The organism is Cupriavidus sp. MPR-AND1C, assembly GCF_058809705.1.
Genome location: NZ_JBXASU010000035.1, coordinates 26,234 through 51,368, shown reverse-complemented (window position 1 = coordinate 51,368; position 25,135 = coordinate 26,234). Strand labels below are relative to the sequence as shown.

General features: G+C 62.8%; 21 protein-coding genes and 3 pseudogenes. 16 read left to right on the top strand and 8 right to left on the bottom strand.

The window, feature by feature from the left end; genetic code table 11:
• Positions 1 to 149: 149 nt before the first annotated feature.
• The 6 genes and pseudogenes from gmtY (at position 150) to AC1RWI_RS19570 (ending at position 6,741) form a co-directional block, all read left to right on the top strand.
• Positions 150 to 1,532, top strand: coding sequence for a gamma-mobile-trio recombinase GmtY (gene gmtY, locus AC1RWI_RS19595; protein WP_492868115.1), 1,383 nt, complete (start codon positions 150 to 152; stop codon positions 1,530 to 1,532).
• Positions 1,529 to 4,585, top strand: coding sequence for a gamma-mobile-trio integrase GmtZ (gmtZ, locus tag AC1RWI_RS19590; protein WP_492868113.1), 3,057 nt, complete (start codon positions 1,529 to 1,531; stop codon positions 4,583 to 4,585). Before gmtY ends, gmtZ begins: the two co-directional genes overlap by 4 nt.
• Positions 4,582 to 5,298, top strand: coding sequence for a gamma-mobile-trio protein GmtX (gmtX, locus tag AC1RWI_RS19585; protein ID WP_492868111.1), 717 nt, complete (start codon positions 4,582 to 4,584; stop codon positions 5,296 to 5,298). Before gmtZ ends, gmtX begins: the two co-directional genes overlap by 4 nt.
• A gap of 126 nt (positions 5,299 to 5,424) precedes the next feature.
• Positions 5,425 to 5,817: pseudogene (locus AC1RWI_RS19580) on the top strand (DNA/RNA non-specific endonuclease); the annotation flags it as partial.
• 194 nt (positions 5,818 to 6,011) lie between these two features.
• Positions 6,012 to 6,152: pseudogene (locus tag AC1RWI_RS19575) on the top strand (PHA-granule associated protein 4); the annotation flags it as partial.
• Positions 6,153 to 6,408: 256 nt separating this feature from the next.
• Complete coding sequence (locus AC1RWI_RS19570; RefSeq protein WP_492868109.1) at positions 6,409 to 6,741, top strand: hypothetical protein; 333 nt, start codon at positions 6,409 to 6,411, stop codon at positions 6,739 to 6,741.
• A gap of 510 nt (positions 6,742 to 7,251) precedes the next feature.
• Here the strand turns inward: AC1RWI_RS19570 and AC1RWI_RS19565 are convergent.
• Positions 7,252 to 7,743, bottom strand: coding sequence for an HAD domain-containing protein (locus AC1RWI_RS19565; protein WP_492868107.1), 492 nt, complete (start codon positions 7,741 to 7,743; stop codon positions 7,252 to 7,254).
• 319 nt (positions 7,744 to 8,062) lie between these two features.
• Between AC1RWI_RS19565 and AC1RWI_RS19560 the strand changes: the two genes are divergently transcribed.
• Positions 8,063 to 8,776: a phosphatase PAP2 family protein gene (locus AC1RWI_RS19560; protein ID WP_492868105.1), complete on the top strand. Its 714-nt coding sequence runs from the start codon at positions 8,063 to 8,065 to the stop codon at positions 8,774 to 8,776.
• A 1,008-nt stretch (positions 8,777 to 9,784) separates the two neighbouring features.
• Positions 9,785 to 10,525: a cell envelope integrity protein TolA gene (tolA, locus tag AC1RWI_RS19555; RefSeq protein WP_492868103.1), complete on the top strand. Its 741-nt coding sequence runs from the start codon at positions 9,785 to 9,787 to the stop codon at positions 10,523 to 10,525.
• Positions 10,526 to 10,631: 106 nt separating this feature from the next.
• On the opposite strand, the gene AC1RWI_RS19550 is transcribed toward tolA, so the two are convergent.
• The 6 genes from AC1RWI_RS19550 to AC1RWI_RS19525 form a co-directional block, all read right to left on the bottom strand.
• On the bottom strand, positions 10,632 to 11,480 hold the full coding sequence (locus AC1RWI_RS19550; protein ID WP_052494420.1) for a MetQ/NlpA family ABC transporter substrate-binding protein: 849 nt from the start codon (positions 11,478 to 11,480) through the stop codon (positions 10,632 to 10,634).
• A gap of 83 nt (positions 11,481 to 11,563) precedes the next feature.
• Positions 11,564 to 13,027 (bottom strand): efflux transporter outer membrane subunit, encoded by a 1,464-nt coding sequence (locus AC1RWI_RS19545; protein ID WP_492868101.1) that lies wholly within the window; start codon positions 13,025 to 13,027, stop codon positions 11,564 to 11,566.
• On the bottom strand, positions 13,024 to 14,001 hold the full coding sequence (locus tag AC1RWI_RS19540; protein ID WP_492868099.1) for an efflux RND transporter periplasmic adaptor subunit: 978 nt from the start codon (positions 13,999 to 14,001) through the stop codon (positions 13,024 to 13,026). Before AC1RWI_RS19540 ends, AC1RWI_RS19545 begins: the two co-directional genes overlap by 4 nt.
• Positions 13,998 to 14,207, bottom strand: a complete 210-nt coding sequence (locus tag AC1RWI_RS19535; protein WP_043343871.1) for a DUF1656 domain-containing protein — start codon at positions 14,205 to 14,207, stop codon at positions 13,998 to 14,000. The genes AC1RWI_RS19540 and AC1RWI_RS19535 overlap by 4 nt, the downstream gene beginning before the upstream one ends.
• Entirely contained in the window at positions 14,204 to 16,291 is a 2,088-nt protein-coding gene (locus AC1RWI_RS19530; RefSeq protein WP_052494419.1) for an FUSC family protein, read from the bottom strand. Before AC1RWI_RS19530 ends, AC1RWI_RS19535 begins: the two co-directional genes overlap by 4 nt.
• Before the next feature lie 4 nt (positions 16,292 to 16,295).
• Positions 16,296 to 16,757 carry a MarR family winged helix-turn-helix transcriptional regulator gene (locus tag AC1RWI_RS19525; protein WP_043351256.1) on the bottom strand — a complete coding sequence of 154 codons (462 nt, stop codon included), beginning with the start codon at positions 16,755 to 16,757 and terminating at the stop codon, positions 16,296 to 16,298.
• A gap of 321 nt (positions 16,758 to 17,078) precedes the next feature.
• Between AC1RWI_RS19525 and AC1RWI_RS19520 the strand changes: the two genes are divergently transcribed.
• From AC1RWI_RS19520 to AC1RWI_RS19485, 8 genes and pseudogenes are all read left to right on the top strand, one after another.
• Positions 17,079 to 17,876, top strand: a complete 798-nt coding sequence (locus AC1RWI_RS19520) for a crotonase/enoyl-CoA hydratase family protein (RefSeq protein WP_492868096.1) — start codon at positions 17,079 to 17,081, stop codon at positions 17,874 to 17,876.
• Between the two features lie 45 nt (positions 17,877 to 17,921).
• Positions 17,922 to 19,100: a thiolase family protein gene (locus tag AC1RWI_RS19515; protein ID WP_043343866.1), complete on the top strand. Its 1,179-nt coding sequence runs from the start codon at positions 17,922 to 17,924 to the stop codon at positions 19,098 to 19,100.
• A gap of 44 nt (positions 19,101 to 19,144) precedes the next feature.
• A complete protein-coding gene (locus AC1RWI_RS19510; protein ID WP_043343863.1) occupies positions 19,145 to 19,909 on the top strand; it encodes an SDR family NAD(P)-dependent oxidoreductase in 765 nt (254 codons plus the stop codon).
• Positions 19,910 to 20,032: 123 nt separating this feature from the next.
• Positions 20,033 to 21,040 carry a Bug family tripartite tricarboxylate transporter substrate binding protein gene (locus AC1RWI_RS19505; RefSeq protein WP_492868093.1) on the top strand — a complete coding sequence of 336 codons (1,008 nt, stop codon included), beginning with the start codon at positions 20,033 to 20,035 and terminating at the stop codon, positions 21,038 to 21,040.
• Between the two features lie 83 nt (positions 21,041 to 21,123).
• On the top strand, positions 21,124 to 22,038 hold the full coding sequence (locus AC1RWI_RS19500) for a LysR family transcriptional regulator (RefSeq protein ID WP_043343861.1): 915 nt from the start codon (positions 21,124 to 21,126) through the stop codon (positions 22,036 to 22,038).
• 441 nt (positions 22,039 to 22,479) lie between these two features.
• A pseudogene (locus AC1RWI_RS19495) lies at positions 22,480 to 22,719 on the top strand (PAAR domain-containing protein); the annotation flags it as partial.
• Between the two features lie 51 nt (positions 22,720 to 22,770).
• Complete coding sequence (locus AC1RWI_RS19490) at positions 22,771 to 23,070, top strand: hypothetical protein (protein WP_492868159.1); 300 nt, start codon at positions 22,771 to 22,773, stop codon at positions 23,068 to 23,070.
• Complete coding sequence (locus AC1RWI_RS19485; protein WP_043343858.1) at positions 23,063 to 23,650, top strand: type VI secretion system amidase effector protein Tae4; 588 nt, start codon at positions 23,063 to 23,065, stop codon at positions 23,648 to 23,650. The genes AC1RWI_RS19490 and AC1RWI_RS19485 overlap by 8 nt, the downstream gene beginning before the upstream one ends.
• A gap of 705 nt (positions 23,651 to 24,355) precedes the next feature.
• On the opposite strand, the gene madM is transcribed toward AC1RWI_RS19485, so the two are convergent.
• Positions 24,356 to 25,132: a malonate transporter subunit MadM gene (madM, locus tag AC1RWI_RS19480; RefSeq protein WP_043343851.1), complete on the bottom strand. Its 777-nt coding sequence runs from the start codon at positions 25,130 to 25,132 to the stop codon at positions 24,356 to 24,358.
• Positions 25,133 to 25,135: the final 3 nt, after the last annotated feature.

The following is a 25,135-nucleotide window of genomic DNA, read 5'->3' as shown; positions in this document are numbered from 1 at the left end:
GCCCTGATTGTGCTCTTTGCCGGCATAGCAGATGCCCGCAGTTTGTTGGATCTCATCGTTCGCCAAGAGCAACGCGTGTACGGCTCGGAACCTTCGTTTGCCGAATGGGCTGCCGGTCGCGGGTACGATTTGTCGCTCATAACAGCGCGATGATCTACACCGATACGGTCCTCGTGCGGGACAGGATCCGTGCTGACACTCCGACCATACTTCTAATCGTAGGCACCGCTCCGTTCGAGCAGTTGCTAGAGTTCTTTAGAGAGAAATGTGTCTCCCTCTCAGCGGAACGCACCTATGCACAGGCTACTGGGCGGTTTATCGAATGGCTTTCCGTGCGCGCTATCGAGTTCAACGATACCTCAAAGCGCAGCCTTCTGTTCACCGCTTTCACCCACGACCTGCGATTCGGAACATACCGGGAAGGAAAGGACCTCTATGGCCTTCACTGGCGGCCAACCAGTCAGCAGAATCTGGCACGGCTGACTCGGGCTCTGCTCCATTTTAGCGACTGGCTGAACACTCGCCTCGGCACCACGCTGCTGAATCCGATTCACCACCGGGCTTCACCAGCAGAGCAGTTGGTCTTCTGGCGCAAATGGAATAGGCAGAGGGTGGGCTCTCTCTTGGCTCACACCAAGGGGCGCTCACAGGCCGAAGCAGACGCCCATACCAGCCGGAAACTGCGGCTTCCGAGGAACCGGAATGCTCTGCTTCAAGAGGTCAAGGCATTTCCCGCAGAGCACCTTGAAGATCTACTCTGGCGAGGCTTTGCAAATCCTGGGAATGAACTGGATCCTCGCATTTGGATGAAGTACAAGCTGCGCGACATCCTCATAACGCTACTCTGCGCTTACGGCGGGTGTCGGGCTTCTGAGCCACTCCATCTATGGGTGGACGATGTCTTCGTCGACCCCGACGACACCGAACTGGCGTTGGTGCTGGTGCACGAGCCTAGCGACGGCTTGGCGGAGTACACGGATCCGATGACCCGCGTACGCCGGAGGACAACCCGAGCTGACTTCCTGCAGCGCTTCTGCGGTGGTCGGAAGCCGCTTACTGCGGAAACAGGTCGTCGGCATGCCGGATGGAAGGGATGCCTTTTGACGCATCGTGAGCGCAAGGCATTCCAGGTGTTATGGATTGACAAGAACGCCGGTCGGCTCTTCTTAACGCTGTGGCGCGTGTACATCCAACATGTCAGGCCTGTGGTCCCGCTGGTACCCTGGGCCTTTCTAACCAAAGAAGGTCAGCCTCTCGGCGTTGAGGGATTCGCTGACTCCTTTAAGGTGGCAGTGCGCCGTATTGGCCTGACGCCAGCCAAGTGGGCAGGCACCTCCACCCATGGGCTACGTCATCGATACGGCCAATGGCTGAACGACCTTGGACTGGGCGACAAGGAAGGTCAAGTGGCCATGCACCATGTAAACGCAAAAAGCCAGGACGTCTATCGGCAAAGTGGTGTCGCTGGCGTGGCCGCCGCGATCGGAAACTTATCTATTACCTCCCTGCCTCACTTCACGGAAACCGCATGAACTTCATTTGCCAGCTCGATCGATACACCGCCATTGTGAGCGAGCTAACCGGGCGCACCATCTATGTCAATGATGCCCCGGACCAGTATCTTGTCTCGCCGGACGGCGCGTGCGAGAAGGTAGCGGAGATGGGGGAAGAGTGGCTGGCCAAATTCGATGCGGCGCGTCCTGAAGCTAGGCCGACACCAGGATTGCGTAAAGTGGTTATGGACTTGACTGAATGCCGCAGCCGCGAAAACATTGCAGAAGCACTGCAGACTATTCTGATCACCGAGTTCGAAGCAAAGCGCGATACAACTTCCGTAGCAAGCCACCAACCCTTCTTGGTAGAGCTGCTGTTGCAGCTTTGGTCCTGTGGTGCGGTGGCTTGGCCTGTAAAGCAGCAAGTCCCCTTCGTCAATCCGTTCTTGAAGCTGAGCAATCCCGGCTTCACCGAGCAGCCGCTGTCCTACTTGTCGCGGATCGGTGCATACCTCAACCGCGGGAGCACGGATGACGCCGCAAACTTCCGCTTTATCCTAGACCACATTCTTGCGCGAGCCGGGATAGCTGAAATCGGCGACCTAACGCCCAGCACGTTCTATCTGACCGAGGAGCGCTCCCGCCTGCGCAAAATGAGGTCCACCGGCATTCAGGGCGTTCTTAGTGTCCTCCGCGAGGAACACTACGATCGGGCCATAGGATGGTCGCCGGAGGATTTCGGCTTCTTCAAGGTCAAGATGGGTCATTTGGCACGAGATGACAACTTCGCCTGGCTCGTCTCGAAAGACGCGGCAATGAGCGAATGGGCGCGGCTGGCCATCGAGCATTTGGAAAGCACCCCGGCAAACTTCCGCAAACGTAAATCTTCTCTGAACAGTTTTCTGCAACATTACCTCGAACATCCAGCGTTGCCGCGCAATCCGGCTGAATACTTCGACATCCGCCGACGCCCAACTGCCTTGTTTCACGCCCCGGGAAATAAAGGTCGGCAAACCATGTCGGTCCTCCACGATTTCCTGAACGAAGTGCTCTTCAAGGTGTGCGTACAACCGGATGACAATGAAATACCCATTCTGATGCCGGGCTTCGCCAACCCGCTTCCCAGGCCCAGCTACAGGAACGTGAACCAGGGCGAAACCCATCGGGAAGCCATGCCAACCAGGCTTATTAGCCTGGCGGCTCACATACTGACTGAAAACGACTTCGCCTGGGCAAGAGAGGCGGGGCGCATCAAGGATGTCTTCCGCTGGCTAAACCCCGAGACAGGGGCCTTCGAAACCGTGTGGAGTCCTGTCCGAGCTTACGCCATACTGATTAAGCTTCTACTGCCCGCACGGACATATCAAGTCCGCATGCTCGATGGCGGCGAAGGAGATACCTACCGCTACGAGGGCGACGGCCAATGGGAAGTGAACCTGGGTAACCATCGTCCAGCGACCGGCAGTAAGCTTGTCGATCGTGGAGTGTTTCGTCGCTACAAGCGCAAGGATGGCAGCAACGGCGCTGTGTTCTACTTCAATACCAACAAGACTGCCGACATCGAAAGCGTAGTCAAGGGCTATGTCATGCCTTGGGAGAAGAAAGACGCCTTGCAATTGTTGGTGAAGCTGCGGAACTGGCAGGAGAAGTACAACCCGCTCCGGGCGCCTACCGCATGGTCCGACATCGTGGAGTTAAAAAAGGTAAAGCACGCCGACGACCTAGCAAAGATGGGAGCGAACTTCTTCCTCTTTCGTGACCCTGCCAACAGGACGCGCCCCGACCTGCCGGTGACCGACGTGCGGATTCGTAATCTGTGGCTAAAGCTCATGGATGAGATGGAACGGCGGCTAACCCAGGCAGGCGAGACGTTGAGCAATGGCGATCCAATCAAGCTGGTGCTAACCCGGGACGACACTGGGCAGCCGGCATCTGCCACGTTCGATCTTCATAGCCTGCGGGTGTCGATCATCACTGCCATGTACGAGGAAGGAATTCCCCCAGAATATCTGATGAAGATCGTCGGCCACGCCACGGTTCTGATGACCCTCTACTACACGAAGCTCAGTGCCGAGACCCTGAGCTTGCGGATGGATGAGGCTCTACTCGAGCGGCAACGCAAGTCCCAGGTGGAAATGGCGGGGTTCATCAGGCGAGCTAGCCGACACGAACTAGAGCAAGCAGTGGCCGTCCGACATCCTGCGGCCCTAGACGCAGCGGTCAGTGGAACAGGGGTAGGTATGCTAGTGATGGATCATGGCATCTGCGCTGTCTCCGCCAAGCGTTGCCACGAAGGGCTCGCGGCAACGGACCCGGCGACCGGTGTCACCCGATATCAGGCCGTACCCGGCGGCGCCACCAACTGCACTCGCTGCAGATTCTTTATCACAGGTCCAGCGTTCCTTTTCGGACTAGAGGCCCATGTCAACGACTTGTCCTACCGGCTCAAGAAGGCCTCCTACACGTTCGAGAAAGCCCAAGGACGATTCGACGCCTTAGCGGACGCCCATGCCGCGTCCTTGGGAGATGGAGTGGCCTTTCACCGGCAGCGCGAACTAGAGATTGCCGAAACAGCTTTCGAGTCGTCGACTGCCGAGGTGGACGCCATTGCGCTGAGCTTGCAAGCCGCCTATGCGCTCACCGAACAGTGCATTCGCATTGCCAGCCAGAACAAAGGTGACGGCTTAGCACTGGTCGCCGCGGGCGGCACCGGGCAGGTCGAGGCCGTGCTATCCGAGGGCCACGAATTTGAGCAGCTCAACCGCATATGCATGAGCGCGACACTGTTCGACGGGCTCAACATAAGTTGGCAGCAGCCAAACCTTGAACGCGCACGCCTATTTGACCGGATGCTTCGCAATTCTGGCTACGCGCCGCAGTTCTCTCTGCTTGATGACGGGCACGCCCTGCAAGCGGCAAATGCAATGGGCCAGTTCCTTTACGCCAGGCTGGAGGCCAACACAGTACACGCATTGGTGGACGGACGCACGACCCTGCAGGCAGTGGGGCTGGACAAGGCCTTTATCGCCCAGCTGGAGCACCTTCAACCCAGGGCATTAGAGTTCGCGCATTACATTTTGGAGCAAGCATGACCAAGCCGCAAGCTACTGCCGTTCCCGATATCCTTAAGGACGCCCGACGGCTCTATCATGCGCACCGGAACGCGGCAACTAAGCAATCAAAGGTTGAGAACCTCGATAAGTTGTGGGAAGTGCTCAACGCCATTCAGGATGAGGAAAGCCGCGACTATTCCCTCGCAGAGGTAGGACGCCGTCTCGCAAAAATTGGTGGCCCGAAGACCCAAAGCCTCCGCAACGCACAGGGCTCCCACTACCGGGAGATCATTTCGTCTTATGCGAACGCCCTCAGCGGCGCGACTCGGTACGTGGCCAAGACGAAATCCAACGTAGAGCAGGCGCTGGACTTGGTAACAGATCCAAGCATCCGGGCGACCATCCGAGTTGCTCTCGATGAAGCAAAGCGGCTCAAGGTCGTCAACGACAATCTTCATACCGCATTCAAGGCACTGCGGGTCGGAGCCTCGCTAATGCCTTCGCCTGCAGCAGAATCCCCGCCATCGCTACCAGTGTCCATCGTGGCCGAGGGTGCGCTTCCTCCTAGACTGAAAGCAGCGCTCGGCAAAGGCATTGATCGCTCTAGACTGGCTCAACAAGGGCTGCGCGTCGGTGAGGATGGCAGCATCGAGAACGACCATGGCGATAAGCTTTTCCCGCCAGCCTTTGTCACCGCTATTCAGTCGATCCTGCGCTCGCCGACAGAAGCTCCAGCAGTTCCTTTCCCCTGACCGCGTCGTATGAGCGACCAAACCGCCGCCCCGCTGCACACAGATTGCAATGCCCGCTCGCGCACTGCACTCACTATCAGCGGGAAGCTTCCCCTCACTTTGAGTATAGTTTTCCACCGGGTATTACACATGGCGCCGGCGGGCGATATGCCCAATGCCACGGCTATGGCGCAGAACTTCTCCCTTGCCAACGTTGTGCCCCAGGCCCCGCAGAACAACCGAAAGAGTTGGGCTGGCATCGAGAAGGCAACGCGAAAATACGTTCGGCGCGCCAAGGGGGATGCGTATGTCATCACCGGCCCGGTGTTCAGGTCCACGCCGCCCGCCGCCATCGGCCCAGACCAAGTATGGGTGCCACAATACCTCTTCAAGCTCGTGTACGACACGGCGACCCATCGAGCCTGGGCGCATTGGATTGAAAATTCAGACTCGGCGCGCGCTGGACGCCCCATCCTGTACCGCGAACTCGTAAAACGAACTGGCGTGGAGTTCCTCCCGGGTGTCCCGCTAGCTGAATGACGCTCGCCCCGGAAGTGGAGACCTTGTAAACCTCTCTTGTTGTTCGCCATTGCGCGCCCCCCGCATCCCGCAGTACCCGTGGAAATCAATCTCCGGAGAGGCGTATCGGGTTCAATGCTCCGCCGGCGATTACAATATTGTGCGGATGCAGGGCATGGCCCATGGGCGCCGAGGATGTGAGTGGGGAGAACGAAATGGCGACAGCTCGAGCTGGCACCAAATGGGAGGCGCTAAGGCTTCTGTAGACAGAAGGCGTGACCGTAGTGGAATTGGACTATGAGGCCGGCTGGCAGGACGCGATTGAACTTGGTCGGCTCGGCCAGAAGGTAGGGATACCGGCCCTGGAGTTCAACCTGCAGGATGTGGATGATGACATCTGGCTGCGAGTACCGCGGTTGCAGGAATGTCCCGCTCCCGAAGCCTTGCGGTCCAGGCCGCGTACAGAGAGGGACCCCGGGGTTTGTTTTGAGAGTGTTGGGCTTCGGCACTCGATAAGCGCTGCCAGCGGGCACAGCCCGCAACGTGGTCATACCCGGTGTTTTTGAAGGTGCTATACGCAGTACCTACAACGAAACCGAAAGGTTAACAATCATGGCAACTCTCAGAAAATTTACTGTCGTCGACCCCGCCGCACGCGTGAGCCTCAGCTTCAAAGAATCGACCCGCATTGCGATTGAGACCTACCGCGAGTACTACCTCGCGACGTACTGCGAAACGTGCGAGCGGAGCGAACTTATCGAACAGCTCCTCGGGGCGTGGTTTGACCAGGACAAAGATTACGTGAAGTTCAACGAAGGGCTGACGGCCGCACAACGCGGCGCAATCAAAAAGACCGTCAGCGGCGAGAGCGCTGGCGAAGACAAAGCGGCCCAGCGTGTGCCTGCCTCGGTGCAAGTTCAACCCCCGGTAAAGACGTTCTCATAAATCTAATCGCGCTTCGCAAGCTACGAACGCTACAAGAATCTCCAATGGCCAACTGGAGATTCTCTTTCATTTGGGACGCGCGCACATACAGCGTAGAATCAGTTGCAGTTATTCCCACTGGGCTGATGCAGCGCTCGCCTTTTCATGCCACACGACAGCGAACAAATTCCAGTACCCGCAGATTTCCCACGCGCAAAGCTTGTGAGCGCACTGGCGGGTGTTCAGTCCAAGGTTGCGGTAGTGCTAGCCGGAGTCCGGTACGTGCGGCCAGCTGCATCCGATGAGGAACGCCAAGAACGTTGGGAGATATGCGAAGACCTCGCACAGCAGCTCCGGGATTATTGCCTGCGTAAGGAGCGTGAGAATCCCTCGTGGTCGCGGGAGTTCAACCTTGCCCGAACACGCAGTGGCGTAGACAAGAAAGTTCAAGGCGGGAAATGGGACTTCTCCCAAGATGAGGTCTCGTGGGTATTCAAGCGCGTCGTAGAATTGCTGGGCTAAGTGGGCTCCTTAGCGGCTACACATTGCGCGCAGCTTCTGCTCCAACTCCGCCAGAACCGAGGGCTCAGCGATACCTAAGACCGGGTGCGTGAGAACAAGTTTTTCCCTGCACCACGCGGGCCAATGTTCGCCGTCGTCGTCGAGCGCTAGCCACGCATCAGGGCAGCGCCGCTGCACGTCCTGCCAAATCTGAACGCCACGGAATGTTTCGGTGTACTCATCCCGTCGGGTGTGCCGCTGGTGGTAAGTAGCGCCTATAACGCGCTGCTGCAACGCGGGCGACAGCTGCTTCTTCGCATAGCTGTACCCGCCGCGCCAAAGCAGCCAAGCCGTGGACAGTACGATGCGAACATCGGGGTAAGGCTCCAGTGCTGCTTCCAGGATTGCTTCGTTCTCGAAAAGCTTGTGGCCTGGAGTTTGCAGCCAAGGTCCCTTGCTCGTGCGGAATACCGCTTCCGGGTGCAGCACACCGTCGAAGTCGAGGTAGATTACAAGCGCCACGTTTCATCTTCCCTGTATGTGCATTACTAGACTTCTTCCGCTAGCTGTGCCACCTCGGCGAGGCGGTAGTGCTTACACATTCCTGCCACAACCATTCCGTTACCTCGGGTACACCGGGCTCCCCCTGATGATGGTACCAGCCGTAAGCCATCCCGGCCCGTGGCAAGTCCTTGCGCTCGAACCGCCGCACATCAATGTTCTGGTATTGGGTCTGGACCAACGAACCGAAGCGTGTTGTTCCGCACACATGCAAGGCGTGCCCCGCCCTAGACTTATCAAAGTGATTCGCGATTGCATTTTTGCGAGCGGGGAGAGCGAGATGAATTCATTTGATAGCACCATTATTCATTTCCTGAACCAGTTCGCTTTCCGCTCTGGCTTCATGGACCGTGCCGCGTTGGCAACGACGCATTTCTATATTCTGCGCGGCTTGCCAATGATTACACTGCTGTGGTGGGTCTGGTTCCGCGATGGCCCGACTAAGCAGCGCGACCGGGAAATCGTCATCGCGACACTCGTCGCCGGCCTTTGCGCGTTGGCGCTGGGCCGGTTCCTGGCGCACTGGCTACCATTCCGCATCCGCCCCGTTGCCAACCCTGAACTGGGGTTGCACTTTCTCGCTTCATCGGAACAAGAGTTGCGAACCTGGAGCGCCTTCCCGAGCGACCATGCGATGTTGTGGTGCGCTGTGGCGACCGGCGTCCTGGTGGCGTCCTGGCGAATTGGCATCTTTGCGCTGGCGTATGCCTTCCTGTTTATCAGCGTGACGCGTGTTTATGTTGGGCTACATTATCCGACGGACGTGCTGGGAGGGGCTGTGCTGGGCGTGTTAATGTGCTTGTTGCTGAATCGAACGCGTTACCGCCAGCTTATAGCGGCTCCGGTTCTGAATTTTTCCAGCCGGAACCAAGGGTTGTTCCATATCGGCATGTTCCTGCTGAGTTTTGGACTGATAACCCATTTTGACGAGTTGCGCATGGTGACTTCCTCGTTGCTAAAGTACATCTCTTCGCCAAACCAGGGTTTTCTATGATATGTCAGTGCAACGCCAAGCCCTTCTCGTCTTCCTGCCTGTCAGAGAAGTACACGGTTCCGCTTTCCGGTTTTGACCTTGCTTTGTAGATATAGCTTGACGTCCTTGTAGTCATAGTGCCTCCTAGGGTGCATGGTCGATGCACAAACGTTATCGGACTTGGTATGCCGGTCGTACCGTCTACAGGCACATCGATGGTGGAAGTATTCTTCATGCGTCGCGCCCGGGAACCATGGTGCGCCCATTTCACCGCTTGAAAAGAACGTGCGCCAAAATTTAATTCATCGACGTCTCCGATGCACTCGATGCTTGTAGCTGTCGACCCAGCCTGTTTGGGAGGTCATTCCAAAGCGAGCTTTATTCGGCTGCAAGGATATGTGTTTTATGCTTTCGACAAAACGTCGAATAGTGCCTGCCCTGCTCTTGATGAAGACATCAACGTCGAGGCACTCGGTGTCCTGGACTGACTCGCAAATGAGCTGTGGTGTTCCCGAATAGTGGACCGTTCTTGTCGTCAAATTCGATGGAAGCCTACTGTGCGCCGAGGGCGACCTGGTCATTACCCGTCTGTGCTCGGTCTCCATAGGCTTGCGCCCGGGGCACCAGCCGTGGTACAAATACCGGGTACAAAGTGCGGCATATGGATTTCGTAACCCTTTGATTTACATAGGGTTTCGAGAAATTCGCTGAATCCCTGATTCGCCACCATATTCGTTGAAGCCTGGAAACGGGCTACAACAAAAATCCCTCCCGATCGCAAGATCGGGAGGGGTTTTGCTTTTGGGGCTTCTGTTTCTCGCCAGATCCACGCTCCACCTTCAGGGCATCCCGCCGCAGAGAATCCCGCTTGCCTGCCGCGACGATGCCGACCTAAGCTGCATGCAGTGGATGCCATGCGCGGGGTCGTGCACAAAGCACCGCACCGGCTCCTTTCACTGAGATGTGAGAGTGATTCTGGAATGACACAGCACTGACTATGCATCGCCCGTCCGTGGCCTGCCGCACGTCATGATGACCATTGCCCATCCGTATCAACAGGTGCAGGAGCGAGGAACGCTGAAGTGTTTCCTGCTGGCTCTGTTCATGCATCTGCTGCTGGGCTTGATGCTTTACTACGGGGTGCATTGGCAGAGCCGCACGCCGGCCGGCGTGGAGGCGGAGTTGTGGGACACCGTGCCCGAGATTGCGCAGCCCCAGCCGGTGGTCCAGCCGACACCCGTGGAACCGCAGCCTGTCTTGAAGCCGGAGCCGGACGACAACGCCGACATCGCCCTGCAGGCTCAAAAGCGCAAGCAGGCGGCCGAGCAAGCCAGGCAGGCCGACCAGCGCGAGCGCAATGCGCGGGAGGCGGAGCGCCAGGCGGCCTTGAAGCAGCAGCGCCAGAGCGAACTGGCACGCCTGCAGGCCATGGCCAACAGCGCGCCCACCACAGGTGGCGCAGGCAACCGCGCGGGCACCGGCGCCGGTGCTGGCGGCAACGCCTCGCCCGGCTACGCGGACCGCGTGCGGCGCCGCGTGAAGCCGAACATCATCTTTACCGAAGAGATCGCTGGCAACCCGGCCGCGGTGGTCGCGGTGCGCATGGCGCCGGATGGCTCGCTGCTGTCGGTGCGGCTGGCCAAGTCCAGCGGCAATGCCGGCTGGGACAACGCCGTGCTGCGCGCGGTGGAGCGATCCGACCCGCTGCCGCGCGACGAGAACGGCGTGGCGCCCCCCGGCGTCAACATCACGTTCATGCCACGGGAATAGCGGCCGGCCACAAACAAAAAGCCCCTTCGGACCTTGCGATCCGAAAGGGCTTGTCTGCCAGGCCTGCGCAACCGGGACGGCGCAATGTCCACGGCCACCTGCCCGATCAGAACGACGGCACCATTGCCCCCTTGAACTCGTTCTTCATGAACTGCCGTACCTCTTCCGACTGGTAAGCGGCAACCAGTTTCTTCACCCACGGCTTGTCCTTGTCCTGGGTGCGCACGGCGATGATGTTGGCGTACGGGCTGTGGATGTCTTCCAGCGCGATGGCGTTGCGGGTGGGCTGCAGGCCAGCGGCAAGCGCGTAGTTGGTGTTGATCACCGCCGCGGCCACGTCGGGCAGCGAGCGCGCCAGCTGCGCGGCGTCGAGCTCGACGAGCTTCAGCTTCTTCGGGTTGTCGCTCACATCCAGCGGCGTGGCGTTGACGCCGTTGGCACCAACGCCACGCTTGAGCTTGATCACGCCTTGCGCGGCCAGCAGGAGCAGCGCGCGGTTCTCGTTGGAGGGATCGTTGGGCACGGCGACCTTGGCGCCTTGCGGCAGGTCCTTGGGCGACTTCAGCTTCTGCGAGTAGATGCCCAGCGGAGAGATATACGTGTAGCCCGCGCTGACCATCTTGTAGCCGCGCTGCTTCACCTGGCTGTCCAGGTAAGGCTGATGCTGGAAGCTGTTGGCGTCGAGGTCGCCCGCGTCGAGCGCGGCGTTGGGCTGCACATAGTCGTTGAACTCGACGACCTTGATGTTGAGCCCTTCGCGCTTGGCGACCTTCTGCACGACCTGCCAGACTTGCGCGTCCGGGCCGCTGACGGTGCCCACGCGCAGGGTCTGCTCCTGCGCCATCGCGGCGCCCGATGCCACGATGCCCAGCGTGGCGACCGCGACGGACAGCGCTTGCCGGAGGGAGGGATAAGAGAAACCGGAAATCCCGGAAAAACCAGAGAAGTTGGACATGCTGCTTGTGCTCCTTTCCGCCATGCAAGCCAGCTTGCATGGCTTTAACCATGATGACAGCCGAGCGCGCGTCCGGTGCACGTTCAGTGCGCCTGCTCGCTCATCGTGCGCGACTCGACCTTGGGCGCATTTTGCCATCCGCCGCCCAGCGCAAGGAAGAGATTGATCTGGTCCAGCGCGACCTGGCTTTCCGACGCCGCCAGTGACGCTTCGGTGCTGGCCAGCGTGCGGTCGGCATCCAGGCTGGACAGGTACGGCGAGCGGCCGGCCTGGTATAGCTGGCGGTTCTGCCGCGCGACTTCGTTGGCCTTGTCGCGGGCATCGCGCAGCGCCTGGGTGCGCTCCAGCTCCCGCGTGTAGCTGCTCAGCGCTGACTGCGTTTCGCGCAGCGCCTTGAGCACCACGCCGTCGAAGTGGGCGAGCGCCGCTTCGGCACCGGCTTCGGTGCCGTGGACGCGGGCGCGCGTGCCGCTGGTCGGGATGTTCCAGGTGATCAGCGGGCCATAGCCCCAGTGCGCGGTCGGTGCCTGGCCGAGGTGGTCTAGGATGCCGGTGAAGCCGGCGGAGGCGCCGATGCGGATGGACGGGTACAGATCCGCCGTGGCAACACCGATCTTGGCCGTGGCCGAGGCGAGTTCACGCTCGGCCTGGCGCACGTCGGGGCGGCGCTTGAGCAGTGCGGCGCCGTCGCCCACGGGCAGCGCCTGGCGCAGCCTGGGTTCTTCGTGGCAGGCGTACTCCGCCTGCGAGGTGGCGCTGGGCGGCTTGCCCAGCATCACCGCCAGCCGGTAGGCCGCGCCCTCTTGCTCGGCCTTGAAGCGCGGCAAGGCCGCGCGCAGCACGTCGGCCTGCGCCTGTGCGCGCAGCAGGTCCACCGGCTGCCCGCGCCCGGCATCGACCATCTTGCGGGCCAGCTCGACGCCGCGGCGCTGCAACGCCAGCTGATGCTCGGCCACAGTCAGTTCATGCGTGGCAGCGCAGCCCTGCACGTAAGCGCGCACGGTCTCGGCCACCACGCCGACACGGGCCTGGTCGAGTGCCGCCTGGCTGGCTTGCGCGCCGGCCAGCGCCGCTTCATCCGCGCGCGCCAGCTTGCCGAAGAAGTCGATCAGGTAGGAAACCTTGAAGCCGACATCGCCAAAGTTCATCACCGGGATCTTCTCTTCCTTGAGCAGCGGCTCGCCGGCGATCTGCCCGCGCTCCGCGCCGGCGGAGAGCCTGGCTTCCGGCAGGTTCTCCGCCTCCACCTCGTGGTAGACCGCGATGGCGCGCTTCAGGTTGGCCGCGGCCACGCGCAGATCGGTATTGGCGACAAGCGCCTGCTGCACCAGCTGGTCGAGCTTCGGATCGTCGTACAGGCGCCACCAGCCATCGGGCACCTCGGCAATCGATACGGCGGGGTTGTTCGTGCCGAGCAGCGGGCCGTTGGCCGCTTGCGCCTTCACGGCGGCGTTGTCCGGCACATGGTAGTCGGGCCCGACCGTGGTGCAGGCAGCAAGCAGCAGCGGCACCAGCGCCGGCAGCAGGGCTTTGCGCAACGTGTTCACTGCGCGCCTCCCTGGCTGGCGGCTCCCTTGGCGGCCAGCGCGAGCTTGTCCTTCTGGTCCTTCTGCTCCTTCTGGCCTTCCGGCCCGGCCTGCGCCTTGTCCCGGGCCGAGGGCTCGCGCACCGACACGGTGGCGGTACGGCCTGCGACCATGCGCAAGTCGGCGGGCGGTTCGTCCAGCGCGATGCGCACCGGGATGCGTTGCGCGAGGCGGACCCAGTTGAACGTCGGATTCACATTCGGCAGCAGGTTGGAGCCGTTGGTGCGGTCGCGGTCCTCGATGCCGGCGGCAATGCTCTGCACGTGGCCATGCAGCACGCGGGATTCGCCCATGATGCGGATGTCCACCGGATTGCCGATATGGATGCCGTGCAGCTTGGTTTCTTCGAAGTAGCCTTCCACGTGGAAGGAATTCGCATCCACCATCGACAGCACCGGGCGGCCGGTGTTGACGTAGTCGCCCAGGCGCGGCAGCCGGTCGTTCAGGTAGCCGTCGACCGGGCTCAGCACGCTGGTGCGCTCCAGGTTGAGCTTGGCGAGGTTGACCGCGGCCTGTGCCTGCGCCAGTGCGGCTTCGCCTTGCTGGACCTTGGCCAAGCCTTCTTCCACCACTTCCTTGGAGACGACCTCGGACAGGGTCTGGCTGCGGCGGGCTTCACGGCGCGCCTGCGCGAGCATGGCGCTTTGCGCCGCCACCGTGGCCTGCGCCTGCTGCAAGGCCAGCGCGAAGCGGTCGCGGTCGATCTCGAACAACGGCTGTCCGCGCTGCACGCGCTGGTTGTCCTTGACGAGGACCTTGGTCACCAGCCCGGACACGTCCGGCGCGATCTGCACCACGTCCGCGCGGATATGGCCGTCGCGGGTCCATGGCGCCACCGTGTAGTAATCCCACAGGTGCTTGACGACAACGACCGCGACCGCGGTGACGACAAGGGTAAGGACGATGGGTCCAAGCGTACGAAGATTCAGTTTCATGACTGCAGCCGATAGGCCAGGTAGACGATGCCACCCAGGACGATCACATATAACGCCAGATTGAACAGGGACCGGTGCCAGACCAGCCGATAAAAACCCACATGCGCCAGCACGGCACGCGCGCAGGCGGTGATCAGGAACGCCACCAGCATCCACGCCAGCAGGCTCGGGACAAACACACCATAGACGTCGACTTCACCGCTCATTGCTTGTTGCTCGCTTGCTTGCTCATTGGGTCTGCCGCCTGGCCCGCGGGCAAGGCACCGGCCGCGCTCATCGCCACCGGTGCCGCCGAAAACAGCGCGACATGCATTTCCACCAGCGCGGCAAAGGCCTCGCGCGAAGCCTGGTCGGCGCGCGAGGCGACCTTGCGGATCGCCTTGGCCAGCCGGTCGCGCAGCACTTGCGGCGGCGCCTCGGCACGGGCGTCCAGGCGCGCCTGGTAGTAGCTGGCAACGCCCTGCAGCACACGCCGTACCGAGTGCTGGTGCTCCGGCGCCAACGCGGACAGTTCGCGCTGCAGCGCCAGCGTGCTGAGCTCCACGCGCACTTCGGTAAAGCCGTCGCCGGTGGTTTCATCCTCGCTGGCCGCCAGCCGCGGCACCAGTTGCGCCAGGCGGTCCAGCATGCGGGCACGCAGATGCGCGTGTTCGCCCGGCTCGCGCCCGGTGGCGTTGCGGGCGATATCGCCCCAGCTGGCGCGCACCAGCCTGCGCACCGCGGCCCTGGTGCCGAAGGGGCGGGCCACCAGGGTCCACACCAGCGCGAACAGAATGCCCGCGATGCCGGCCACGTTGCCGTTGAAGAAGGCGTTGAAGTCGGCGTTGTAGGCGCCCTGGATACCGATATCGTTGGCCGTGACCACGGCCAGCGGCATGGCGATCAGCGCGAGCCTGGGCTGCGCCATCATCACGCCGATGATCAGGTAGGGCACCGCGAACATCAGTACCAGCATCTCGAAATCGTGCGCGTTCGGCAGAACCACGAACAGGTAGATGGTGGCGAGCACCAGGCAGACCACGTTCCAGCGGAAGAACGAGCGGATCATGGGCGCCGGCTCGTCCATCGCGGCAAAGAAGCAGCACGATACCGCGCCCAGCGCGACCGCGCCCGCGCCATCCGCCCAGCCTGTCCAGATCCACACCATGCCCATGCTGAAGATCGCCAGCGCGGTCGTGGCGGTGGAGAACAGCAGCATGCCGTGATCGTAGTGGCGCGCAGCGCCCACGCCCCAGCGCCGGAACACCGGCGCCCAGTCGCCCTGCGGTGCGGCCTCGCCGATACGGCGCTGCAGCGATACGCAGTCCTGCCACAACTCCATCAGCTCGCGCAGACGGCCTTCGGCCGTGGCGGCGAGCGCCGCGTGCCAGTCTGGCCCGGCACTGCCCGGCTCCAGGCCGGCGTCGTCGATCGGCGCGTCCTGGGAAAGCTGCAACGCCGGCAGCGGCGCCTGCGCGCCCGCGCTGATCCATGCCGACACCAGCGCCATGTTGTGCGACAGGCGTTGCGGAATGCCCGCAGCGTGCTGGTGCAAGGCGTCCACCACGCTAGCCAGCGACGACAGCACGGGCAGCAGCATGGTCATGCGGCCACGCAACTCCTGCGCGTGCTTCACGCGCGCGGCACTTTCGGCGTCGTAGGAGAGATGGCTGATCAACTGGTCGAGCGCGAGGATGTCGGCGGCCAGGCGATGGCGGCTGTGATGGCGCGACACCTTCGCGGCCGGATGCGCCGAGAGCATATCGGTGGCCCATAGCGCGGCGTCCGCCAGCCACTGGGCGGATTTCTGGCCGAGCACCGTGGCCACCTTGGCGGGGAAGATGGTCGAGCCGACGATGCTCGCGCACACGATGCCCAGGCAGATTTCCTCGGCCCGCGCCACGGCGATGTCGAACACGCCCGAGGGATCGCTCACCGAGGGTAAAGCCACCATCGGCAGCGTATAGGCAGCCAGCATGAACACATAGCTGCGCGGCGTGCGGTGCAGCAGCGCGACATAGAGCAGGATGCCGGTCCATAACGCCACCGCTGCCATCAGCAGCACTGGCGCATTGACCAGCGGCGGCACGATGGCGACGGACGCTGCCGCGCCAAGCAGCGTGCCAAGCACGCGATACAGCGCCTTGGAGCGCGTCGCGCCGGTGAGCGGATGTGCCACGATATACACGGAGGCCATGGCCCAGTACGGGCGCGGCAAGCCGAGGTACAGAGCGATGAACAGCGCCAGCATGGCCGCTGCAAAGGCTTTGAGGGAGAAGATCCAGTCCCGTCCGGTGGGCCAGCTGACCATGTTCTTACGACCCGAAAGCAGTGGTGGGCGCGGACTCGGCCGCTTGGGCGAGCGCGTTGAGCACGCGCATGGCGCCCTCGAAGTCCTGCTCGCTGACGCCAGCGAAGACGCTGGCGCGGAGCTGCTTGAGCTCGACCTCGATTTTTTCGGCGAGCGCCTCGCCGGCGTCGGTGAGCCAGAGCGCGTTGGCCCGCCGATCGTTCGCATCCACTTCCCGGCGCACAAGGCCGGCGGCGGAGAGCTGGTCAACCAGACGGACCAGCGATGCCCCTTCCAGCCCGACATAGTCGGCCAGGGTGACCTGGCGCACGCCGCCGCCAAGGCGGCGGATAAACAGCAAGGGCCCCGCTGCGGCGGCGGAAATCCCGTAGGCGGTGACGGCGCCCTGCGAAATGTGGCGCCACTGGCGCCCGGCCAGCATGAGCTGGCCGGTAAAGGCGAAACGGAGGGCGTCGATGGAAGACATGGACGGAATGATAGCAGCCATATAGTTAGGATGCAAATTATCACACTACAAAGCAATCCCCGTTGATACGAGCCGATGCAGGGCGATGCGGGAAGCACATGAAAGTCGCATCGCCAGTTGAACCTGCCTTGCGCATCCAGGCTCGCGGCGACGCCAAACAGCGCTGGCGCCGATATATGCGGGATATCGGCATCGCCGAAATGAATATTGGACACCCGAGGGCACGGTCCCTTAGCCTTTTGGACAAGCGATTGTCGGCGGCGCCGCGCCGGCCGTCCCGAGCCAAGGCGACGACGACAACAACAACGACCGGAGACCAGCATGACAAGCTTCCTGCGCTACGAGCAGCAGGGCCACATCGTGACCCTGACCATGAACGAGCCGCAGCGGCGCAACCCCCTCACCGGCAACACCGCCGTGGCCGACTTCCTGGCGGCCATCGACCGCATCCACCGCGACGCCAGCGTGCGCGCGGTGATCATCACCGGCGCCGGCACCGCGTTCTCCTCAGGTGGCAATATCCGCGACATGGAACGCCAGGCTTCGGGCCAGGTCCCCGGCATGGAGATTCGCCAGGACTATCGCCTGGGCATCCAGCGCCTGCCGCTGGCGCTGTTCAACCTGGAGGTGCCGGTGATCGCCGCCGTCAACGGCGCGGCCATGGGTGCGGGCCTGGACCTGGCCTGCATGTGCGACATGCGCATTGCATCCGAGCAGGCGCAGTTTGCCGAGAGCTTCGTCAAGCTGGGGATCATTCCGGGCGATGGCGGCGCCTGGCTGCTGCCGCGCGTGATCGGCCTTGCGCGCGCCGCCGAGCTGACCTTCACCGGACAGGTCATCGATGCGCGCCAGGCACTGGAGTGGAACCTGGTCTCGCGCGTGGTGCCGCCGGACCAGCTGCTACCCACTGCCAATGACCTGGCCGAACGCATTGCCGCCAATCCGCCGCATGCGGTGCGTTTGGCCAAGCGCCTGCTGCGCGAGGCCTTGCATACCCGGCTGGATACGCTGCTGGAGTTGTCGGCCGGCTTCCAGGCGCTGTCGCACCAGACCTCGGATCACCGCGAGGCGGTGTCGGCCTTCCTGGACAAGCGCAAGCCCGAGTTCACCGGCAGCTGATCCATCGTCGTTCCCATTTCCATCAAGAGTCATTGGAGACCCGCCATGCAGCAAGCCGTCATCGTCGACGCCATCCGTTCGCCCATGGGCCGCGCCAAGCCCGGCTCGGCCTTCACCGAACTCCATCCCACGGAGCTGCTGGCGCAGGTGCTGGCGGGGCTGGTCGAGCGCAACCAGCTGGACCCCGGGCTGGTGGAAGACGTCATCACCGGATGCGTGAGCCAGGTGGGTGAGCAATCCGCCACGCCCGGCCGCGTGGCCTGGCTGGCGGCGGGATTCCCGGAGCATGTGCCCTCCACCACCATCGACCGCAAATGCGGCTCCAGCCAGCAGGCCGTGCACTTTGCCGCGCAAGGCATCATGGCGGGGGCCTACGACATCGTGATTGCCTGCGGCATCGAATCCATGAGCCGCGTGCCGATGGGCTCGGGGCGCATCGGGCAGAATCCGTACGGCCCGTCGTTCGAGGCGCGCTATGCGCCCGGGCTGGTGTCGCAAGGGGTCGCGGCGGAGCTGGTCGCGGCGCAGTGGGAACTGTCACGCGGCGATCTCGATCAGTACGCCGCGCAATCGCACCAGCGCGCGCACCAGGCGCGCGAGGCCGGCGCCTTCCACCGCGAGATCCTGCCGATCCGTACCGCCGCGGGTCTCGTCGCGCACGATGAGACCATCCGCCCCGCCACCACCGCCGAACGCCTGGCCACGCTGGCGCCGTCCTTCCGCGACGAGTCGCTCGGCCAGCGCTTCCCGCAGATCGGCTGGCATGTGACCGCCGGCAATGCCTCGCAGATCAGCGACGGCGCCGCCGCCATCTTGCTGATGAGCGAGCGCGCCGCCTCCCGCCTGGGCCTGAACGCCCGCGCGCGCTTCGTCGCCTTCGATGCCTGCGGCGACAGCCCTCTGACCATGCTGACCGCGCCGATCCCATCGAGCAGGCGCGCACTGGCGAAGAGCGGCCTTGCGCTCGATGCGATTGCACACTACGAGATCAACGAGGCCTTTGCCTGCGTGCCGCTCGCGTGGCAGCGCGCGCTGGGCGCCGACCCGGCACGCCTGAACCCGCGTGGCGGCGCGATCGCGCTCGGCCACCCGCTGGGCGCTTCGGGCGCGCGGCTGATGACCACCATGCTGCACGCGCTGGAAGACAGCGGCGGGCGCTACGGCCTGCAATCGATGTGCGAAGCCGGTGGCATGGCCAACGCCACCATCATCGAACGGCTCTGAGCCGGCACGCACCCATATCCAGAACGAGAACGAGGAGATACCAGATGAAGCTTGCCAACCTGTCCGCCGTCGTCACCGGGGGCGCCTCCGGGCTGGGCCTCGCCTGCGCGCGCCGCCTCGCTGAACGCGGCGTCGCAGTGGTGATCGCCGACCTGTCCGAAGAGAACGGTGCGGCCGCCGTGCAAGAGCTCGGCGCGCTCGCCCGCTTTGTCCAGGCCGATGTCTGCGACACCGCACAGATGACCCGCGTGTTCGACACGGCCGACACGCTCGGCACCATGCGCGCGCTGATCCATTGCGCTGGCGTGGGCGGCCCGGTGCGCCTGGTGGAGAAGGACGGCCAGCCCGGCTCGCTGGAAAAATACGAATCGATCGTGCGCATCAATCTCGTCGGCACCTTCAACACGCTGCGCCTGGCCGCCGCGCGCATGGCCCGCAACGAGCTGGTCGACGGCGAGCGCGGCGCGTGCGTGCTGACGGCGTCGGTGGCGGCCTATGAAGGGCAGATCGGGCAGATCCCCTATGCGTCCGCCAAGGCCGGCATCGTCGGCATGACGCTGGTAGCGGCGCGCGACCTGGCCCAGCGCATGATCCGCGTGTGCACCATTGCCCCGGGGCTGTTCGATACACCCCTGCTGGCACGCCTGCCGGAAAACGTGCGCGCCTCGCTGGGCGCCTCGGTGCCGCATCCGGCAAGGCTCGGCATGCCGGATGAATTCGCCTCGACAGCGCTGCATATCCTGGAGAACGCCATGCTCAACGGGGAGACCATCCGGCTCGACGGCGCGATCCGCATGGCGCCGCGCTAAAGGCACAGCCGTCGCAACGGGGATGCGGCGGCCGTTGCCGCATCCCCGCCATCACCTTCGAGCCGGACTGCCGGCCGCCACGCTCGCAGGTGGGCAATCATGCCTACCGGAGGAGACACCCCTATGCGCATCCAGCTGTTCGGCAGGTTTTCCGCCGTCGCCCTGCGCGCGGCCACTCTTACCCTGTATGCGGCCGCGATACTGCCAGCCGCCGGCACGGCCCTGGCCAAGCCGGCATGGCCCGAACGCCCTGTCACGATCATCGTGCCGGGCGCGCCGGGCGGCACCGCCGACATCCCGACCCGGCTGGTGGCGCAAAAGCTCAGCGCCATGCTGGGCCAGCCGGTCATCGTCGACAACCGCCCCGGCAGCGGCGGCATCATCGGCACGCAGGCCCTGCTGCGCGCACCGGAGGATGGCTACACCTTGCTGGTCGGCAACACCGGCTCCCACGCCATCAACTACAGTGCCTACAAGCACCTGAGCTACCGGCCTCAGGACTTCGTGCCGATCACCGACATGATCTCGTTTCCCAACGTGCTGGTGGTCAACGCGCAATCGCCCATCAAGACCGTGGCCGACCTGCGCGCGGAACTGAAGAAACAACCCGGCCAGCTCTCCTATGGCTCCGCCGGCATCGGGCAGACCACGCACCTCACCGCCGAGCTGTTCCGCATGCGTACCGCAACCGAGGTCATCCACGTGCCCTACCGTGGCTCGACCCCGGCCACCACCGCGCTGCTGTCCGGGGAAATCACCTTCATGTTCGACAACCTGACGCAGGCGCTGCCGCACGTCCGCGCGGGCAAGCTGCGCGCACTGGCGCTCACCAGCGCCGAGCGCCTGCCCGGCCTGCCGGACGTGCCAACCATGGCGCAGGCGGGCGTGAACGATTTCGTGGTGATGGGCTGGCTGGGCATATTCGCCGCGGCGCGCACGCCGCCGGCGGTGGTCGCCAAGCTCCAGGCCAGCCTGGCGAGCGTCATGCGCGATCCCGAGGTGGCGGCCAGGTTCAGGGAGATGGGGGGACTGGCCGGTGGACAGCCGCAGGCGAGTTTCGCCATGTTCGTCGCCAGCGAGCAAAGACGTTGGGGGGAAACCATCCGCGCCTCGAACCTGAACCTGGACTGAAGAGCGCCCCCGAGCCATCCGGCATCGAATCTGGTTATCATGCTCCGGTCACCGCCACCGCACGCACGAACGCCGCCCCTCCCATGCGAAACCGGATCAACGAAGAAATCACCCTGCGCAAGCTCGAAGTCCTGCTCGCCTATATGGAGACCGGCAACCTCGCCAAGGCCGCCGAGGCGCTGGATGTGAGCACGGTCAGCGTGCACCGCGCACTGCACTCGCTGGAGGAAGGCATGCGCTGCGCGCTGTTCCGCCACGAAGGGCGCAACCTGCTGCCGACCGAAGCCGCGCACGTGCTGGCGGATGTGGCCACCGATGTCATCAAGGCCATGGCCGACGGCATCCGCGCCACGCGCCAGGCCGCCGGGTATTCGGCCGATCACATGAAGATCGGCTCGCTCTATTCGCTGACCATCCGCACGGTGCCCGACGTGGTGATCGGCATCAAGGTCAGGCGGCCCGAACTACAGGCCGAACTGGTGCTCGGCTCCAACGCCGACCTGCTCTTCAAGCTCAAGCAAGGCGCCATCGACGCCGCGCTGATGGCCATGCCCGAGCCGGACCCCGAGATCGAATCCATTGCGCTGTTCGAAGACGAAATCTACTTCGCCGCACCGGCGGATTCGCCTTATGCGCGGCAAGCCTCCATCGACCTGCGGCAATGCCGGGACGAGCCCTTCGTCACGCTCAGCGAAGGCTTCATCACCTACCAGGGCTTCATGGACGCCTTTCGCATCGCCGACTTCACCCCCAATGTGGTGATGAAGGTCGGCGACATCTTCTCGCTGATGAACCTGGTCAGCGGCGGCGTGGGCTACGCGCTGCTGCCCGGGCGCGTGCGCGACGTGTTTGCGCACAAGGTGACGCTGGTTCCGCTGTCCTCGCAGTACCGGCTGCGCCAGACCATTGGCCTGAGCTTCTTGCGGCGGCGCGAGCGGGATCCGAACTTGCTGGCGCTGGCGGCGGTTTGCCGGCTGGCGATGCGGGTGCCGAGCTAAGTAATTTCCGACAACGACATCAGCGCCAACGCTTGTGGGGTACGTGTTGGTGACACCTCCGGCGTCCCATAGGGCGCCGCACAGGCGCTTCCACCTGACAGCCATTCGAACGGGTTCTGCACTCGCACTCAGTGCGAACCCGTGGGCACGTTTATGCAATAGCCTCTCTGCACTTTGCCACGCACACCTGACGAAGAGCCGCAGTTGCACCGAATCCTCGGCCAAGCCCTTCTAGCAAACCCAATGTGGGCGTCAGGCACGTATCCGGAAATGACATGGCGGAAAGTGGAAATTTCCGCATGCAAATGCAGACCTTTCCACTCGCTTACTGCGTTACGCTGCCACAGCGGCACCAATTGGTGCACGTATTTGAATCAAAAATGGAGAAGCCATGGGAGCGCGCAAGCCATTCTTTGAAAAACGCACCGAGAGGCTGAGAGAGTGATCATCCTGATACGGTACTTTGTTCGACACGGCGACGTGACCACGACTGGAGGCAGGGTGGAGGGTGGCACACCCACAATATGCATGGGGAGCCCCTCTCTACCCGTCGCCTTTGAGGGCGATCCCGTCTGGTGCCCGGTTTGCAACTCAATGGGCCATACCAAGTGCATGCCGCCATATCGGCCATGGACGGGCCCGGACGGACGGCAGGCCAACCTGGACGGTGACTTATGCATTTGCAAATGCCCAACGCCACCACGGCTCATCGCGTCGACCAGGTCGCACTCAATGCGTTTCACCGCGCAGGCGGCATCCGGACCAGGCAGGTCACCGGCGAGCACAGCTTGGGGGAGCGAGGAATCCGCCGGTCAAAGCGAGCAACTCGATGAGATGGTGGTCGCGCAAAATCAGGACAAGGCGGTGGCCGACTATCCGTACTTTATCGAGACGACTGACGGACGTAGTCTGTTTGGCTACACGAATGAATCTGGACACCTGCCACGTGTCGCTACGCCAACAGGCAATAGTTACATCGTTTATTGGGGAGACGAGGCTCTTGCGATGCACATCGGAGACGTAGATGCCTAACAAGGAAACGAGAGTCACAACCAATACGACAAGAAACTCCGAGTTGAAGGCGCAGGTAAAAGTTGTTACCTTTGCTGAGTTGTGGGCAGCCTTTCCGAATGGAACGCCGTATGTTGATGCCAAAACGGGGGAAGTACCTCCGGGCTTCGAGAATCAATGCGCGATACGCCTAAGCGTGACCCTTCACAAGATGGGCATCGAAATGAAGTCCTTCCGCGGCAAAGGGCAGATTCGCCTGGAAGGCAGGCGGACAGCAGTCCTTGCTTCGGAAATGTCGGACTGGCTTCGGCTAAAGCCGTTCGCCGGCATTGGTGTACCGGAAAATATCACCGGTGCTGAATGGCAGAGGAGAATCAAGGGTCGTACTGGCATCGTTGCATTCAGAGACTATTGGAGGCGCTCAGGCCAGTCCAACGCAACTGGCGGTCATATTGACCTCTGGAATGGCTCCAGGATGACGTCAAGCAGTGGTCGGGGCGCAGTAACCAACTTCCTGCGCTTTGCGGTAGGCGTCAATGCCACGCCCTTTTACTCTGATCTGGGCAACGCCAGCGAAATACTGTTTTGGGAGATCAAGTGAGACGCGTGACCTCCGTTGTCTTGTTAAGTACCATCGGGACAGTCATTGGGTTCTTGGCGTCTTTGCCGCTCGCTCGATTTATCCCGATTTGCGGAGAAGATTGTTCAGGGCAGCGACTTGTGCAAACTGCGTCCTGGTCGCTTGGCGCAGCAGTCCTCTTCCTGCTTGCCGGCATTTTCTGGTTTCGGAGCCCTGCTTCCCATTGGACCAACTGGCTCCTCCGGCTCGTCGTACTTGCGCTGTTAGTTGGCGGCGCATCGGCGACAAGCTATGTCCACAAGCTCCAGGTCGAGAACGAATACCTGCACAGTATCCGCGAAGTACAGCGCAGCAGCGATTTCCCTACGCTGGTGATACTGAAGAAGGACGTATCCGTGCTTGCCAGTTCCGAGGCTGACGACTTACCGACGCTGTTCCGTGCGCAGAGGTGGGAACGGTGCGCAATTGGGCGTCAAGAGAGCCTCCCACCGAGGCGGATCGAAATTCAGTGCCGCGCGGGGATGGGATGGCTAAGTGCGGAAGACGCGAGAAGTCTCATCCCCATCAAGCCGGGGGACAACCATCCGTGAGCACTCCCAATTGCGCAGCACGACGAGATCCTAATCTGGGGGCACATCGACGCAGTCGCTGCAGCGGGCAAATCGGAAATCCGGCAAACGAGCTTGTCAACCGCTGCAACGAGCGCCTCTCCTCTCAGGACACCGCCTAGCCCACCACCGCCTTGGTCGCCAAAAACAACAACGACGGCCCCAGCAGGCACCCCAGGCCGGTGTGGAACGTAGCCACCAGCGCACCATACGGCACCAGCCTGCGGTCCGTCGCGGCCAGCCCGGCGGAAACACCGCTGACGGTACCCGCCAACCCACCGAACACCATCGCGGCGCGCGGGTTGTTCAGCCCGAGGAAGCCTGCCGCCATGGGCGTGCCGACCATCACGATGATGGCCTTGATCAGCCCGGTGGCAATACTCAGCGCGATCACGTCGGAGCTGGCGCCCAGCGCCGCGCCGGTGACCGGTCCCACGATATACGTCACCGCGCCCGCGCCGATGGTGGTCATGCTGACCGCGTCGCTGTAGCCGAAGGCGCGCGCCACGGCAGCACCCACGATAAACGGCAGGATGGTGCCGAGCAGCAGCGACACCGCGCCGACCAGCCCGGCCTTGCGCGCCTCGGTCACCTGCACCTCGAAGGCGGTGGCGACGATGGCGAAGTCGCGCAGCATGGCGCCGCCCATCAGGCCGATGCCGGAGAACAGCGAGAGGTCGGCCAGGCCTTTTTCCTTGCCGGTGACGATGCCGCCATAGTAGGCCAGCAGCAGGCCGATCACGATGGCAATGGCGGAGGCGTGGACGCGACCGACGGTCAGCCAGCGCGAGAGCCTTGACGACAGCCACATGATGATGCCAACCGCGGCAAACGCGGTGACCAGGGCGTTTTGCAGCAGGATGTTCTCGATGATGTGCGAAATGGAATGCGGCATGGC